General features: G+C 66.6%; 12 protein-coding genes. 4 read left to right on the top strand and 8 right to left on the bottom strand.

Annotation, left to right across the window (positions count from 1 at the left end):
• Positions 1 to 7: 7 nt before the first annotated feature.
• On the bottom strand, positions 8 to 700 hold the full coding sequence (locus tag AB0L82_RS10495) for a class I SAM-dependent methyltransferase (RefSeq protein ID WP_364633638.1): 693 nt from the start codon (positions 698 to 700) through the stop codon (positions 8 to 10).
• Positions 701 to 835: 135 nt separating this feature from the next.
• Here AB0L82_RS10495 and AB0L82_RS10490 point away from each other — a divergent pair, with 135 nt between their 5' ends.
• The gene (locus AB0L82_RS10490) at positions 836 to 3,037 is read left to right on the top strand and encodes an MMPL family transporter (RefSeq protein WP_364635956.1); all 2,202 of its coding nucleotides are present in this window, start codon (positions 836 to 838) and stop codon (positions 3,035 to 3,037) included.
• Between the two features lie 55 nt (positions 3,038 to 3,092).
• Complete coding sequence (locus tag AB0L82_RS10485) at positions 3,093 to 4,175, top strand: esterase-like activity of phytase family protein (RefSeq protein WP_364633636.1); 1,083 nt, start codon at positions 3,093 to 3,095, stop codon at positions 4,173 to 4,175.
• A 2-nt stretch (positions 4,176 to 4,177) separates the two neighbouring features.
• Here the strand turns inward: AB0L82_RS10485 and AB0L82_RS10480 are convergent, their stop codons facing one another.
• Together AB0L82_RS10480 and AB0L82_RS10475 are read right to left on the bottom strand one after the other, a co-directional pair.
• Positions 4,178 to 4,903 carry a TetR/AcrR family transcriptional regulator gene (locus AB0L82_RS10480; RefSeq protein ID WP_364633634.1) on the bottom strand — a complete coding sequence of 242 codons (726 nt, stop codon included), beginning with the start codon at positions 4,901 to 4,903 and terminating at the stop codon, positions 4,178 to 4,180.
• Between the two features lie 35 nt (positions 4,904 to 4,938).
• On the bottom strand, positions 4,939 to 6,174 hold the full coding sequence (locus tag AB0L82_RS10475) for a cytochrome P450 (RefSeq protein WP_364633632.1): 1,236 nt from the start codon (positions 6,172 to 6,174) through the stop codon (positions 4,939 to 4,941).
• A gap of 248 nt (positions 6,175 to 6,422) precedes the next feature.
• Here AB0L82_RS10475 and AB0L82_RS10470 point away from each other — a divergent pair, with 248 nt between their 5' ends.
• Positions 6,423 to 7,928, top strand: a complete 1,506-nt coding sequence (locus AB0L82_RS10470; RefSeq protein WP_364633630.1) for a sugar transferase — start codon at positions 6,423 to 6,425, stop codon at positions 7,926 to 7,928.
• Here AB0L82_RS10470 and asnB read toward each other — a convergent pair.
• The gene (gene asnB / locus AB0L82_RS10465) at positions 7,925 to 9,760 is read right to left on the bottom strand and encodes an asparagine synthase (glutamine-hydrolyzing) (protein WP_364633628.1); all 1,836 of its coding nucleotides are present in this window, start codon (positions 9,758 to 9,760) and stop codon (positions 7,925 to 7,927) included. The genes AB0L82_RS10470 and asnB overlap by 4 nt on opposite strands.
• 108 nt (positions 9,761 to 9,868) lie before the next feature.
• Positions 9,869 to 10,450: a serine acetyltransferase gene (locus tag AB0L82_RS10460; protein WP_364633626.1), complete on the bottom strand. Its 582-nt coding sequence runs from the start codon at positions 10,448 to 10,450 to the stop codon at positions 9,869 to 9,871.
• A gap of 111 nt (positions 10,451 to 10,561) precedes the next feature.
• Here AB0L82_RS10460 and AB0L82_RS10455 point away from each other — a divergent pair, with 111 nt between their 5' ends.
• Positions 10,562 to 12,682, top strand: coding sequence for an alginate lyase family protein (locus AB0L82_RS10455; protein WP_364633624.1), 2,121 nt, complete (start codon positions 10,562 to 10,564; stop codon positions 12,680 to 12,682).
• Here the strand turns inward: AB0L82_RS10455 and AB0L82_RS10450 are convergent.
• From AB0L82_RS10450 to AB0L82_RS10440, 3 genes are read right to left on the bottom strand one after another with little or no spacing between them, the layout of a single operon-like run.
• Entirely contained in the window at positions 12,663 to 13,235 is a 573-nt protein-coding gene (locus AB0L82_RS10450) for a YdcF family protein (protein WP_364633622.1), read from the bottom strand. The two genes, AB0L82_RS10455 and AB0L82_RS10450, sit on opposite strands and share 20 nt — an antisense overlap.
• Positions 13,232 to 14,722, bottom strand: a complete 1,491-nt coding sequence (locus AB0L82_RS10445; protein WP_364633620.1) for a lipopolysaccharide biosynthesis protein — start codon at positions 14,720 to 14,722, stop codon at positions 13,232 to 13,234. Before AB0L82_RS10445 ends, AB0L82_RS10450 begins: the two co-directional genes overlap by 4 nt.
• The gene (locus tag AB0L82_RS10440; RefSeq protein WP_364633617.1) at positions 14,719 to 15,732 is read right to left on the bottom strand and encodes a glycosyltransferase family A protein; all 1,014 of its coding nucleotides are present in this window, start codon (positions 15,730 to 15,732) and stop codon (positions 14,719 to 14,721) included. Before AB0L82_RS10440 ends, AB0L82_RS10445 begins: the two co-directional genes overlap by 4 nt.
• Between the last annotated feature and the right edge of the window lie 3 nt (positions 15,733 to 15,735).

Raw genomic sequence — 15,735 nt, 5'->3', positions numbered from 1 at the left:
CGGTGGGCTACCAGCTGTAATGGGAGGTGACCGCGGGCTGGCCGGTGTAGCCGGGGCCGGAAGTGTCGTCCGCGCCCAGGTAGGTGGCGGGGAAGGTCAGGGATCGGGGGCCTCGGGCAGTGACGCGGTGGTGGCGGCGGTCATAGTCCAGGCCCGCTTCGCGTAAGTGCGCCAGCACCTTTCGGGCGGCCGAGGAACCGTCGGGGTTTCGGATGGAGTGTGGGTCGAAGTGTGCGGTGAGGCGGCCGGTGGGGGTGAGCCAGCTCGCCATGGCGGACAGGAGTGCGAGTTTGTCGCCGATGTAGTGCAGGCCGTGCACGCAGGTGACCAGGTCGGCGGGGCGGTCGGGGTGCCAGTCATGGGCGCTGGCGGTGATCAGGCGCAGGCGATTGGTATGCGGCCGGGTCTGGAAGTAGTCGATCAGGTCGACGCCCAGGAGGGCGATATCGGCGTCGGGGAGGTCGCGGGTGAAGCGCTGTTCGGCCTCCAGTAGCGCCCGGCCCGATCCGCAGCACAGGTCGATCCAGGTGACGGTCGTATCCGGCTGGGCGCGAACAGTTTCGGACAGCAGGTGGAACGGGTCGAAGCCGAGGTCTCGTTCGTAGCTGTTGACTCCCGCCAGGCCGCGAGTGCGATTCATCGAATTGTTGGCGACCACCGAGGATCGTTCCAGCGCTGGGTCATCGAGTAGCTCGGACACCGGATCAGGTAAACACACATTGCCGGACGGAGGTGAATAACAGGTGGTGGGAGCGGGTAATGCGTTGCGGGGCAGGTTAACAGCGGGTGGGGTGGGTGCCGGGGGCGATCTTGCTTGTTACCGTGACGTATGAACCTGTTCGCGCGATGGGGTGATCTGGCCTGCCGCTTGCGGTTTGCTGTCATCGGGATTGTGGCAGCGGCGCTGCTGGCTTTGGGAGGTTACGGGCAAGGGCTCGATGATCATCTGAGTTCGGGGGGCATGTTCGATTCGGGGTCGGAGTCGACCGAGGCTGCCGGGTTGGTGGGGTCGGCGTTCGAGCAGAATCACGATGTCGACGTGGTGTTGCTGTTCACCGCGCCGGAGGGCAAGACCGTCGATGATCCGGACTTCAAGCAGGTGGTCGTCGATCATCTGCGAAGCTTGCCGATAGATCATCCGGATCAGATCGCGAGTATCCGGGGCAGTTACTGGCCGACCGAAACCGGCGGTGTCACACCAGCTCTGGCGACTAAGGATCACACGCGGGCGCTGGCAGCGATCGCATTGCGCGGCACCAACGATACCGAGCTGCTGCAAAGCTATCGAGCGGTCAAGAACGACTTCGGCATTCCGGGTTATGACGTCCAGGTAGGCGGATTGCAACCGGTAGCGGTGACGCTGAGCGATACGGTGGCCGACGATATCCACCGCATGGAGCTGCTGGCGATTCCGCTGGTCGGACTGCTGCTGTTCTTCATCTTCGGCGGTGTGGTAGCGGCCGCACTGCCGCTGGCCATCGGTCTGCTCACAATTTTCGGCGCGTTCGGCGTAGTGCGGTTCATCACCAACTTCACAGAGGTGAATACCTTTGTTTCCCCGGTGGTTTCGATGATCGGGCTGGGGCTGGCGATCGATTACGGGTTGTTCATCGTGAGCCGGTTCCGGGAGGAGCTCGCCGCCGGGTACGACACCCGTTCGGCGGTGCGGCGTTCGGTGATGACGGCTGGGCGCACGGTGGTGTTCTCCGCGACCATGATTGTGGCGAGTCTCGGTGGGCTGCTGCTGTTTCCGCAGGGCTTCCTGAAATCCATCGCGTACGGCGCGATCGCAACGGTGAGCATCGCGGCACTGACCGCGCTCACGGTACTGCCCGCGCTGCTGGCGATTCTGGGTCCGCGCGTGGACGCTTTCGGGCTGGAGCGGTTCCGGCGCACCAAGTCCAAAGCCACACGGGAGAGCGGATTCTGGACGCGCACCACCCGCTGGGTCGTGAAGCATCCGCGCATAGTCGCCGCACCGCTGCTCATCGGCCTGTTCCTGTTGATCCTGCCGATGCGCAATCTGGTCTTCGGCGGCTTCAGCGAAAAGTATCTGCCGCCGGACAATCCGACCCGTGTGGCGCAGGAGCAGATCGACCACTACTTCCCGGTACGCAAATCCGATCCGATCGAGCTGGTGTTCGACTCGGCCAATTCGGCTGCGGTGGGCCCGGTCTGGGATCTGGCGAATAAGGCCCCGGGCCTGGTGGCACCGTTCGACATTCCCACCCGCTCGGCCTCGCAGCCGGATATCTATCGCACCAAGGCCCCGGTCGCCGATATCAACGACGCCGGGCAGACCATCGAATATCTACGGCATATGGAACTCCCGGACGGGATGCGGGTGCTCGTCGGAGGCGTACCCGCACTACAGAAGGACAGCATCGACGCCCTGCTGGCGCGCATGCCCTGGATGATCGCCCTGGTCCTGCTGACCACCACCCTGCTCATGTTCCTGACCTTCGGCTCCCTGGTGTTGCCGATCAAGGCCGCGCTCATGAGCGGCCTCGGCCTCGGCTCCACCCTGGGCATCGTGACGTGGATCTTCGTGGACGGCCACGGCGCGAGCCTGCTGAACTTCACCCCCCAACCCGGCCAGGCCAACATGCTGGTCCTGATCATCGCCATCGTCTACGGCCTGTCCACCGATTACGAGGTATTTCTGGTCTCCCGCATGGTCGAAGCGCGTTCGCGGGGCGCGACCACCGAGGAATCGATCGTCAAGGGCACCGCCCAAACCGGCGGCATCATCACCGCCGCCGCCCTGATCCTGCTGGTGGTCACCGGCGCGTTCGCGTTCTCGGATCTGGTTCTCATGCAGTACATCGCGTACGGCATGATCGCCGCCCTGTTCATCGACGCGACCGTGCTGCGCATGTTCCTGGTTCCGGCGACCATGCGCCTGCTGGGCGATGCCGTCTGGTGGGCACCCAGGTGGATGCAGCGCCTGCAACGCCGAATCGGTTTGGGCGAACCGGTTCTGGAGGATGATCCGCGCCTGACCGATGTCGGGGAGCTGGTGGAGACCGCGCGCTGACACCGTCCCCAGTGGCGGCCGGCATGCGCCCGGGCGAGTCGATAGGGTCTGCACCGTGTCGAATCTCCGCATGCTGGCCGCACTGTGCGGCGCGCTCGCCGTCTTTCCCACAACCATCGTCGGCGCGCACGCCGCGCCCGCCGACGCCCCCGTCCGCCTGCTCGGCGAACAGATCGTGCCGTACGGCCTGACATTCGACGGCACCGTCGTCGGTGGCCTGTCCGGTATCGACTATCGACCGGCCACCGGTGAATACGTGCTGATCAGCGATGACAGGTCGGATGTGAATCCGGCCCGGTTCTACACCGCGCGATTCGAGGTGGGAACCGCGGGCCTGGGCCCGGTGACCTTCACCGGAACACATGCGCTGCGCACCGCCGCCGGTTCCGGCTACGCCCCGAAATCGGTGGACCCGGAGGAGATTCGGGTAGATCCGTGGTCCGGTGACTACTGGTGGACACAGGAGGGCGAGCGCGTCGACGCGACCCTGCAGGACCCGTCCGTGCGGGTGACGCATCCGGATGGCGCGTTCGTCACCGAACAGCCGATCCCCGACAATGAACGGATGCTCCCGGGTTCCGGCCCGCAACGCAATCTCGCCCTGGAGGGCGCGAGCTTCGCCGCGGCCGGTTCACTTTTCGTGACCGCGATGGAAGGCCCACTGCTACAGGATGATCCGGCCTCGGCCCGGTCGCGGTTCACCGTGCAGACCCGATTCGGCCCGATTCTCGCCCAGTACCCGTATCAACTCGAACCACCCTTCGCCGAATCGCGCCCGGAGCCGGGACAGAGCATGAACGGCGTGGCCTCGATCCTGGCCGCCGATCCCATCGATCCGGCGAAATTCCTTGTGCTGGAACGGTCCTTCGCGATGGGTGTCGGCAATAAGATCCGGATCTACGAGGCGGATCTGAGCGCCGCCGACAATGTGCTGAACGCACCGCTGACCACGGCGCGCCCGGCGGCCAAACGCCTGCTGGTGGGTCTGGACGATATCGGCCTGTCCGCGCTCGACAATATCGAGGGCATGACCTGGGGTCCGCGGCTGCCGTCGGGCGAGCGCACGCTGATTCTGGTGAGCGATAACAACTTCAGCGATAAGCAGCTCACCCAGGTGATAGCCCTGGCGGTGCGCTGACCTCAGCCGACCACGCCGATGCTGCGGCCGATATCGGCGAGGGTGGCGTCGAACAACACGTCCGGGTGGGTGATCGGGATGGGGTAGTTGCCGAAGACCTCGAGGGTTACGTGGCCGTAGAGGCGGGCCCAGAATTGGATCATCACGTAGCTGACGCCGAGGTCGAGTTTTTCGGCGGGGAATTTCTGACCGGAACCGGCCAGGACGCCGAGCAGTTCGGTCTGGAAGGCGACGAGGTCGTCGCGGAGGTCATCGGGGATGAATTCCAAAGGCGGTGTGACCACGTCGAATTCGGTGAGCAGGCGGCCGGCGGCCTCCAGGAAGAGGCGGCCGACGGGTTCGCCGAACTGCTGCATGGTGCTGCCGGATTCGGCGGCGCTGGGTGAGGCGAAGACCAGGGTGAATTCACGGGAGTGGTCCAGCGCCCACTGCCGGAAGCCGCGGCAGACCGCGAAGAAGCGCAGGCCCGCGTCATCGGGCAACCCGTCCGTCGCGGCCGAGAGCGCCTGCGCGAGATCGTTGCAGACGTCGGTGCGGATCTCCGCGACCAATTGGTCGCGGGATTCGTAGTACCGGTAGAGCGCGGGCGCGGTGATACCCAGCTCGCGCGCGATGGCGCGCAGCGTGATCGCGTCCGGTCCCTGCTCCACCAGCAGTGACCGCGCGACGCGGCGAATATCTGCGTCACTTACCGCAGGCACTCGTCCGCGTCGGCGTGGTTCACTCATGCTCACTCCATATCAAATGATCGGGGCACGATCGATCATTCGTACTTGACCTGCCAGCTCTTGATGCCGTTGAGCCAGCCCGAACGCAGCCGGACCGGGTCCGAGACCTGGCTCAGGTTCGGCATCACATCGGCGATGGCGTTGAACATGAGGTCGATCTCCAGGCGGGCGAGGTTGGCTCCCACACAGAAGTGGGTGCCGGTGCCGCCGAAGCCTACATGCGGATTCGGGTTCCGGAGGACGTTGAACTCGAACGGCTTGTCGAAGACCTCTTCATCGAAGTTCGCGGCCGAGTAGAACATTCCGACGCGCTGGCCCTGCTTCATCTCCACACCCGAGAGCACGGTGTCCTGCAGCAGCGTGCGCTGGAAGGCGATGACCGGGGTGGCCCAGCGGACGATCTCGTCGGGAGCGGTGCGCGGACGCTGCTCGCGGTAGATCTCCCACTGCTCCGGATTGTCGACGAACGCCTTCATGCCATGGGTGATGGCATTGCGCGTGGTCTCGTTGCCGGCGACGGCCAGCAGGATGACGAACCAGGCGAATTCGTCCGAGGCCAGCGCCTCACCGTCGACGTCGGCATTGAGCAGCGTGGACATGATGTCGCCGTGGCCGTCGAGGTCGACCGGGCATTTGCGCTTCTCCTCGGCCAGATTCCACGAGTAGCCCATGACCTCGGCGGTGGCGACCTTGTGGTCACCCTCGAAGTCGGGATCGTCGTAGGAGATCATCTGGTTGGTCCAGTCGAAGATCCGCCCGCGATCCTCCTGCGGAATTCCGATGAGCTCGGCGATGGCCTGCAGCGGCAGCTCGCAGGCGACCTGGGTGACGAAGTCGCCGGAGCCGGTCTTCTTGGCCTCGTGCACGATTCGCTCGGCGCGGTCGCGCAGCGCGTTGCGCAGCGATTCCACCGCGCGCGGGGTGAAGCCCTTGGACACGATGCGGCGCAGCTTGGTGTGCCGGGGCGGATCCTGGTTCAGCAGCAGATAGCGCTGGACCTCGATCTCCTCCCGCATGATGTCGTCGTAGAAGCGGATGACCGCGGTGTTCTCCTCGGAGGAGTACACCTCCGGAGTCTTCGAGATCTCCTTGATGTCATCCATTTTGGTGACGGCCCAGTAGCCGTCGTCTTTGAATCCACTGCCCACCTGGGGAACCCAGGCGATGGGCGTGGTGCGGCGGAGTTCGGCGAACTCCTCGACGGGAAGACGCTTGGCGAGCAGGTCGGGATCGGTGAAGTCGAACCCGGTGGGGATGGACGGCGCGGACACGGGTACCTCCTTTGGAACACGTTCCGGAGCAGTGAACCACACCACACCCCCGTTTGTGAACACCTATTAGTAAATAGGTTTCACTTGATTTCCGCGCACCCCGCCGAACCGAGCGAAATCCGTTGGGTGTCAACCTATCCGGTTCCCGTAATGCTGGCCGTGCGGCGAACGAAACCAGTAGTATCAGCTCGGGCGTCCGATCGGGGGGATTGCCACGAGGCTCAAGTGCCGCACGATGGAGCTCCAGCATGGCCTTCCAGCTCGACGGGGAACAAACGCTCGACCGCAATACCACGCACCGCATCTCGCCGCGACCTTCGGGCAAACGGCACTGGCAGGCCGAATACGGCCGGCGGCTGCGCATTACCGACACCCTGGTGGTCTGCGGGTCGATCGCCCTGGCCCAGCTCATCCGCTTCGGCGGACTCAACTACGATTCTCCGCTGGACTGGGCGGGTGACGCGCGCATCGGCTATTCGGTCATCTCGGTGCTGCTGGCCCTGACCTGGGTGGTATTCCTGGCGGTGGGCAATGCCTGGTCGACCACCGTCATCGGTACCGGCCCGGACGAATACCGCCGCGTCATCGCGGCCACCATGCGCCTGTTCGGGCTGATAGCGATCGTCTCGCTACTGCTGCGGATGGATTTCGCACGCGGCTATCTGGGCATCGCACTACCGGTCGGTCTGCTCGGCCTGATCCTGAATCGCATGCTCTGGCGCAAGTACGCGGCCCGCCGCCGTCGCGCCGGGCAGTACCTCACCTCGGTTCTCGTTGTGGGCCGCCCGGATTCGGCCCGCGAGATCATGCGCTGTTTCGAACGCGATGCGGCCGTTGGCTATTCGGTGACCGGCGTGTACATCCCGTACGCCGCCGATGAGACGGTGGACGCGGCCGACAATGCCGATCTGCCGATTCTGACCGAGACCTCGGTGCTGGACGCGGCAGAAGCGGTCGCCGCCGATACCGTGGCCATCGCCGCCATCGAGGAGCTCGGCACCCACGGCATCAACGACCTGGTCTGGAAGCTGGCCCCGCTGGGCATCGATCTGGTGGTGACCCCGGGCGTGGTGGATGTGGCCGATCAGCGGCTATCGATTCGCCCGGTCGCGAATCTGCCACTGCTGCATATCGAGAAGCCGCAGTACGACCGCGCCAAATCCTTCGGCAAGACGGTCTTCGATTTCGTCTTCGCCACGCTCGCGCTGCTGGCGGTGTCACCGGTCATGATCGCCATCGCGCTGATGGTCAAGTTCACCAGTCCGGGTCCGGTCTTCTACAGATCCGAGCGGATCGGCTTGAACGGCGAGCCGTTCCGCATGATCAAGTTCCGCAGCATGTGTGAGGACGCCGATAAGGAACTGCACAATCTCCAGGCCGAGAACGAGGGCGCGGGACTGCTGTTCAAGATGCGCGAGGACCCCCGCGTCACCCCGATCGGGCGCGTGCTGCGCCGCCTGAGCCTGGATGAGTTGCCGCAGTTCATCAATGTGATCCGCGGTGAGATGAGCGTGGTCGGCCCGCGCCCGCCCATGCGCAGTGAGGTCGAGCGCTATGACGGTAAGGTCCGCCGCCGCCTGCTGGTGAAACCGGGTGTGACCGGGCTCTGGCAGGTCTCGGGCCGCTCGGATCTGTCCTGGGAGGAAGCCGTGCGCCTGGACCTGTCCTATGTCGAGAACTGGTCCATGGTGCAGGATCTCATGATCATCAAGCGCACCATCTTCGCGGTGGCGCGCAGCGACGGCGCGTACTAACCGACCAGCCGCCGCTGGAGTTCGCGATGCCAGACCTCGAGTGAGAGCAGCGTCCAGATGCGCGGCTGTTCATCGCGGCCGCCCGTGGTGTGCGCCTCCAGCAGGCGGCGCACCGCGGTGCGGTCGAAATGCTCGCCGACGAACGATGACGGTCCGTCCAGCAGGTCGAAGGCCATTTCGCGCAGATGTCCGCGGAACCATTCGTCCAACGGCACCTTGAACCCGACCTTGGGCCGGTCGACCAGATCCACCGGAAGGTGTTTGCGCGCCAGCTCTTTCACGATCCATTTGGAGCTGCCGCCCCGCACCTTGACGCCGCTCGGCAGCCGGAAGGCCAGTTCGGCGACCCGGTGATCCAGGAAGGGCGGGCGCAGTTCGAGCGAGGCGGCCATGGACATGCGGTCGCCGCGTTCGAGCAGATTGTCCGCGAGCCAGGTGTGCACATCGGCGTGCAGCATGCGGCGCAGCGGATCTCCGCGTCCGGCCAGATAGGGGTCCAGGACACCGCGCTGGGCGGGTCCGCCCAGCAACCGGTCCCGTTCACGAGTGGTGAAGGGTGCGAACCAGCCGCGCATGCGCTCGGCGTACGTCGGCTCCGAAAGTGCCCGCAGCGCAACGGTCAAACGCGCCCGGCTGGCCGGAAGCCGCTGTTCCAGCAGCCGCAGCGGGCCGCCCGGAATCATCCCGGCGAGCCGGGTGGCCCGCGCGAACTGATATTTCGGGTAGCCGCCGAACAATTCATCGCTGCCCTCCCCGGACAGCACCACCTTCACGTGTTCCCGGGCCAATTGCGCCAGCCGGTACACCGCGACATCGGCGGGTTCGGACAGCGGTGCGTCCCGGTGCCAGCTCAGCCGCGCCCATTCGTCCTGGAAATGGCTCGCGGTGACGGTGGTTTCGTGGTGGTCGCTGCCGACGATGAGCGCCGCCTTACGCGCCCAATGGGTTTCGTCGACCCGGGAGTCGCCGAAACCGGCGGAGAAGGTGTGCAGTCCCGCTCCCCCGCGCTCCCGGGCCACCAGGGCGCAGATGAGGCTGCTGTCGACGCCGCCCGAAAGGTACGCGCCCACCGGCACATCCGCGGTCAGGGCATCGCGCACCGACTCCCGCAGCGCCTGATCGAGCAGGTCGACGGCTGCGGCCGGGCTGACATCCAGTTCCTCGGACGGATCCGGCAGCTTCCAGTACGCCTCGATGCGGATGGTCCCGTCGGCGCGCACCACCAGGTGATGGCCCTGCGGAACTTTGCGCACCCCTTCGATGAAGGTGTAAGGCGCGGGCACCGATCGATGCGCCAGGAAATCGTGCAGGCTGACGGTGTCCACCCGCGGCGCCTCGATGAGCGGGTAGAGCGCCTTGATCTCGGAGGCGAAGGCGAAGACGGTATCGGTGGCGTAGTAGTACAGCGGCAGAATGCCGAGCCGGTCCCGGAACAGATGCGTCTCACCGGTCGCGGAATCGTGGATGGCATAGGCGAATTGGCCGCGCAGGCGGCTCACCCCGGCGGCCCCGTACCGCTCGTAGATGGCCAGCAGCACCTCGGTGTCACCGCGCGTGGTGAACGGGTAGTCCAGGTCCCGGCGCAGTTCGCGATAGTTGAGGATCTCGCCGTTGAAGGTGAGGTGGGTGGTGCCGGTGACACCGGTCATGGGTTGCGCGGAGGCGGACAGATCGATGATCGATAGCCGGGTATGCGCGAAACCGACCGGCCCGTCACACCAGAGGCCGTGATCGTCGGGTCCGCGGTGGTGCAGCGCCGCACTCATATCGGTGAGCAATTCCTTGCTGACCGGTCCCCCGTCGAATCGGCGCACACCGACTATTCCGCACATCGATTCCCCCTTTGCCCGCACCCGTCACGCACATCGTGACCGGGCCTGTATCGCCAGCCTAGTCGCGCCGAAGCCGAGGGGGTGGATCTACGAATCCTCTTGGAGGCGTTATGGTTTCGCAACATTCGCAGCCGACTCCGACGACGCGGCGGTGCGCTCGCGGAAGTCGTGGATGATTTTCGCCGGTACTCCGGCAACATGTACATCGGCGGGAACGTCCTTGATGACAACAGCGCCTGGGCGCACCTCTACACGGTCGCCGACCGTGACGCCGATTATCACCGCATTCGGACCTATGAATACGTCGTCGCCGATGACAGGGTAACTTCCCGGCGCACCGCTGGCCAGCGATACCCCCTGATGAATCCGGCACCGTGCGCCGACCCGGGCTTCCGGGTTGACCACCAGTGTTCCGGCGTGCGCGATCGAGAGTCCGGGCCCGAAGACATTGCGCGGCACGGTGAATCCGAGTCGTTCGCCGAGCAGTTTGGTGCGCAGCGCATACCAGGCGAACACCACGCGGCCGATCGGATCGGTGCGGACGTTGTACCAGTACTCGGACTTGCGCAGCAGCCGCTGGAAGTACAGCGGCCGATAGGTGAGCCGATGATGCGGTCGCCAGCGGGTGAGCTGATGTCCGGCCAAATCCGCTGCGAGATAACGCCGTAGGCTCTCCTTGGAATCGATCACGGACCGATCCTCCCGCACAACTCGCCGGGTCCACAACCGATTCTCGCGGTATCGTCCTGTGCGTTGTCGACACAGCGGGGCGCGGCGGACGCCCGGTCGGAAGGGGCGATCGTGAGCCGGCTGACCTGGTATCTCCATCGACTGCGAGCCATGAACGCGCAGGAAATGCTCTGGCGCGCGGGCAGATTGCGCCAGCGGCTGGCCGCCAGGCCGGTGAGCTGGCCCGCCACCGCGGATGCACTGTTCGGGCGCACCCGGCCGGAGTGGGACGCGCTGCTGCGCGACCTGCGCGCCAATGCCGGGCGGCCCGTACTGCTCGATCAGGCCCGGGCCGCCCGCATCGCCGCCGAGCAGCCCGAGGCGGCCGCGGCGGTGATCGCGGCGGCCGAACGGGTGCTGACCGGCAAGCTGGCGTTCTTCGGGTATCCACCTGCCGGGCTGGGGCCAATCATCGACTGGAATCGGGATCCGCTCTCGGAAACCCGCTGGCCCAGTGTGAGTTCCGAGCGTATCGACCATCGCACCGCCGATGGCGATCCGAAGTGGATCTGGGAGCTGAACCGGCTCCAGCATCTGCCGCTGCTGGCGCAGGCGTGGCTGTTCACCGGTGAGGAACGCTTCGCCGACGCGGTCTTCGAGCATCTGGACAGCTGGATCGAACAGCAGCCGCCGGGTGCGGGTATCGCCTGGCGCGGGGCGTTCGAATGCGGAATCCGCGCGATATCGGTGGGTTTCGCGCTCCAGGGCGTGCGCGACGCACCGGGTCTGACGCCCGAGCGCTACGGCGCGTATCTCACCATGCTCGGTGAGAGCGCGCGGCGCTGCTGGGTGGAGCGTTCGCTGTACAGCTCGGCCAATAACCATCTGATCGGTGAGCTGACCGGACTCGCGGTGGTAGCCATCCTGTTTCCGGAACTGCCCGCCGCCGCGACCTGGCAGCGCGATGCGCTGGCCCTGCTGACCGAGCACGCCGATCGGCAGCTGCTGCCCGATGGCGCGGGCGCGGAGCAGGCCATCGCCTATCAACTGTTCACGGTGGAACTGCTGGCGCTGGTGTACACGCTGCTGGCGCTGAAATACGAACCGCCGCAACGGCTCGGTGCGGCCATCGCCCGCAGTTCGCGCTTCCTGGCGCTGCTGGTGGGCGATAGCGATCCGCAGCCGCGGTACGGCGATGACGACGGCGGTTTCGCGCTGCGGCTGGGGCCCGAGCACTACCGCACGGTGCGGGACCATCTCGGCATCGCCGATGCGGTCGTGCCCGAGCCCGCGGCGACCCGGGCGGGCACACCCACCATCGCCGCCGCCTGGTTCCGCGATGCGCTCGGTTCGGCCGCGGTGGCCGCGCCGGAACCGGCCGCCGACGGTTACGCACCCGACGGCGGGCTGGTCGTGCTGCGGTCGGGCCGTCGCCGCGTACTGATGGATATCGGTGCGCTGGGCTATCTTTCGATCGCCGCGCACGGTCATGCCGACGCCCTGTCGGTGACGGTGGCGCTGGACGGTGCGGACGTCATCGGCGATCCCGGCACCGCCAGCTACTACGGGCATCCGGCCCGGCGCACGGTGCATCGGGGCACGCGCGCACATGCGACGGTCACCGTCGACGATCTGGATCAGTCCGTGATGGGCGGGCCGTTCATGTGGAGCGAGCACGCCCGGGTGCGGGTGCGCGCGGTGGATCTCGCGCGCGGCGTGGTGGATGCCGAGCACGACGGCTACCGGCGACTGGAGGAGCCGATCACGCATCGCCGGTGGCTGCTCGCGCCGCCGGGGGCGCGCGAGGTGGTCGTGGTGGATCTGCTGTCCGGCTCCGGAATTCACGCGGCGCGGGTGTCGTGGCCCCTGCATCCCGCGCTCACCGCCGCACCCGCCGAATACGGTCATCTGCTGTCGCGGGGCGGTGAGCCGGTGCTGACGCTGGCCTATGCCGCGACCGTGCCGGTGAGCACCGAACAGGTACACGGGGATGAGGGCACCGATCTGGGCTGGTGGTCCGAACTGCTCGAATCGCGGGAGCCGTCCTGGCTCATCGGCGCACAGTGCACGGGGCTGACGCCGTTCGCGATCATCACGGTGCTCACCCTCGATCCGGAGCCGAGCCGAGAACTGCGGATCACTCACGCGGGCACCGAGATCCGGGCGCACTGGGAGAGCGGCGAAACGGCGCGCGAGCTGGTGATCGATACCGGGCGGGACGGTGCCGCCGAGCTCAGCACCCGGGATCGATGAAGGCCCGCACGTAGCCCGCGCTCTGGTACGCGTACGACCAGGCCCAGTACCACGGTGAGATATCCACCGGGCTGGGCTCCATGATCAGCGCGCCGGTGAAGCACTGCTCCAGGATGTATCGCGCCCGGGACAGATGCGGGCGCATGGTGACGACGATGACGGTATGCCAGCCGCGCGCGTTCGCCAAGGTGCGCAACTGCCGTCCCTCACCGAGGGTGGTGGGCGGATCGGGCGCGAAGCACAGGAGGGTGAAGCCCTGCTGCGGGGTGCGGCAGGGTTCGCGCACCTCGTCGATATCGGTGTCCTCCCCATAGGGATTGGAGAACAGCACGGTCGAGGCGTAACCCCGGCGAGCCAGATCCAGGCCGTAGGCGTAGCGGTCGACGCCCTCGCCGCCGAGCACCAGGATGGCATCGGCATGGCGCAGCGCATCGACCTGGGGGCGCACGTAGACGGGATAGCCCGCGCCGATGAGGGCGGCGATCAGCGCGAGCACCGCGGCGGCCGCGTACAGCCGCCGCCGGGTGCGCCGCTCCCGCACCCGCTCGGTCATCCGCGCCGCGCGGCCGACCAGAGCGGCCGCAGGGTCGAGGGTGAGATCGCCTGGAGTACGAGAACGAATACGCCGAGGAAGCCGAGTGTTTCCAGCACGATCAGGGCGAGCCCGGGGGCCACCCCGCGCGCTCCCGCGTGCACCGCCCGATGTTCGAGCAGCCCGGTCGCGACCGCGGCGATCACCCCGGCGAGCAGGGCGGGTACAAGGCAGCGCAGGAGTTCGCCACGGGACACCCCGACCACCCTACCCGCCAAGATCAGACCGGCGAGTCCGGTGGCCAGCGCCGAAATCGACAGTGCCACACCGACTCCGGTCAATCCGTGCGGTAGCAGCAGCAGTATCAGGGGTATGGCCGATACCGCGCCGACGCCGGTCATCCAGTTGATCAGCTGCGGTCGCCCCGCGCCCTTCAGCGCCTCGGCGCACACCGACATGAGCGCATAGCCCACCCCCACCCCGCACATGGCCTCGACCAGCTGCCCCGCACCGCGCCACTGCGCACCGAGCAATAGCGTCACCGCCGGTTCGCCGAGTACCGCGAGCAGCGCGGACGCCGGAATCACCGCCAGCCACATCCAGCCGAGCGCGGTGAGGAACCCGCGCCGGAATCGCTCCCGCTCCCCCGCGATCCGCGCGAAGGCCGGAAACAGGACGTACGAACAGATTTGGATGATGGCCATCACCGGCAGGAACGCCAGTCGCCGCCCATTGCGATAATTGCCTAGCGCCGAGGTGTGCAGCCGATGCCCGACCAGCACCACCTCACCCGCCTCGATGGCCCGCTCCACCACGCTCTCCAGCAGCAGCGGAAACGCGAAAATCGCCAGGTCCCGCCACAATCCGACCCGAAAACGCCCGCGCCCGGGCCTCCAACCCGACAACCACCACGCGGCAATCACCGATACCGCGACCGAGACGTAGTACCCGGTGACCAGCGCCCAGACCCCGAAACCGGCCGCCGCCGAGCCGATCGCGACGATGGCGAAGGTGGCGGCATTGAGCGGATCGACGATCACCCGCCGCTTGAACTGGAAATCGCGCTGCATCAGCGCATCCGGCACCGCCAGCAGCGAGGTGAGCAGCACCGTCCCGGAGGAGATCGCGGCCACCTGACCAACCTGCGAGTTCCCGAAGACATGCGAGAGCACCGGGGCGGTGGCCAGTAGCAGTCCCGCCAGCACCGCACCGGAGACGAGCGTCGCCCAGAACACCGTCTCGGCCGCGTCCGCCACCTGATCCCGGCGCTGAATCAGCGCATGGCTCAGCGAACTGTGCGAGAACACCACCACGAACCCGGTCAGCACGGTTCCGGCGGTGAACACGCCGACTTCGCTGGGCGACAACAGATGTGCGAGCACCAGCGTCTGCACCAGCGCGATCACCTGCACCGAGGCGACCCCGGCCGCCGAGAGCGCGGCACCGCGCTTGAGGATGGCGAGCAGCCCGCCCGCCCCGGACTGTTCGCCCACGTCCTCGGCGGTCACCGTTTGACGGCGGTGACGACCCGGCCTGCCGTATGCGCGACGCGCTCGGTGACGCGCTGTTTGAGCGGGTGAATCCGGCGCAGGACGCCGGGAATCGTATTGACGGACACGATGATCGCCGCCGCGCGGACCGTGCGGCGCTGGCCGAACGCTTCCCGCGCTGATGTCCGCGCGTCCTGATCCCGGCCCGCGAGCAGCGCCTGTTGCGCCCGGTGCAGGAAGACCCAGTAGCGGAAGGTGCGCAGCGTCTTGTCCAGTGCCGCCTTCTCCTTCGGATCGCTGGGTGCGGCCCAGGCGAAGGAGCGTTCCAGCTCGGCCATGAAGGATTCGACCTTGGCCGGATCGCGGGTCATGGAGTCACCGCGCAGCCGGAAGCGCGCGAGGCGTTGCGGCAGTACGCGAATGTCGTACTTGCCGACCATGCGAATCCAGATGGCGACGGATTCGTGCAGTTCCTCACCGCCGCGGTCGTAACCGCCGACCGCCTCCCATGCGTCGCGGCGGATGGCGGCGGTGTAGTAGGGCACCAGCCCGCCGAGCAGGTCGGTCAGGGTGAGCGGGCTGGCCGGATCCGGCTTCTGCTTCACATTGGTCGACCGGTAGTACCCGGTGGGCAGATCCGCGCCGGAATCGTCGAAACGGTAAGCGTCGCAACCGATGGCGTCGATATGCGGATCGGCGTCGAATGCCCGGGAAATGGTCTCGCAGAAGGCGGGCATGATCTGATCGTCGCTATCCAGCACCACAATGTACCGACCGGTCGCGATTTCAGAAGCGGCCATCACACCGCCGTCATATCCCTTGTTCTCCTGTCGCACCAGCCGAATGCGCTCGTCATTCGAGCGCGACTGGACTATCGCGGCGATCTCATCGGACATCCCATTGTCGACGACGATCAGTTCCCAGTCCGAAAACGTCTGCGCCACCACCGAATCGATGGTGTCGCCCAGATAGTCCTCGGTCTTGTACGCCGTTGTCAGAAAGCTGAACGCGGGAACGGAAGTCCCCATGAA

The organism is Nocardia sp. NPDC052001, assembly GCF_040680615.1.
GTDB lineage: Bacteria > Actinomycetota > Actinomycetes > Mycobacteriales > Mycobacteriaceae > Nocardia.
This window is presented reverse-complemented; position numbering and strand designations above follow the sequence as displayed.

What these genes read in the sequence shown, in the direction of transcription:
- AB0L82_RS10480 (WP_364633634.1), bottom strand. Translation starts at nt 4,903, where the DNA reads ATGAGTGAACCACGCCGACGCGGACGAGTGCCTGCGGTAAGTGACGCA.
- AB0L82_RS10470 (WP_364633630.1), top strand. Translation starts at nt 6,423, where the DNA reads ATGGCCTTCCAGCTCGACGGGGAACAAACGCTCGACCGCAATACCACG.
- asnB (WP_364633628.1), bottom strand. Translation starts at nt 9,760, where the DNA reads ATGTGCGGAATAGTCGGTGTGCGCCGATTCGACGGGGGACCGGTCAGC.
- AB0L82_RS10450 (WP_364633622.1), bottom strand. Translation starts at nt 13,235, where the DNA reads ATGACCGAGCGGGTGCGGGAGCGGCGCACCCGGCGGCGGCTGTACGCG.
- AB0L82_RS10440 (WP_364633617.1), bottom strand. Translation starts at nt 15,732, where the DNA reads ATGGGGACTTCCGTTCCCGCGTTCAGCTTTCTGACAACGGCGTACAAG.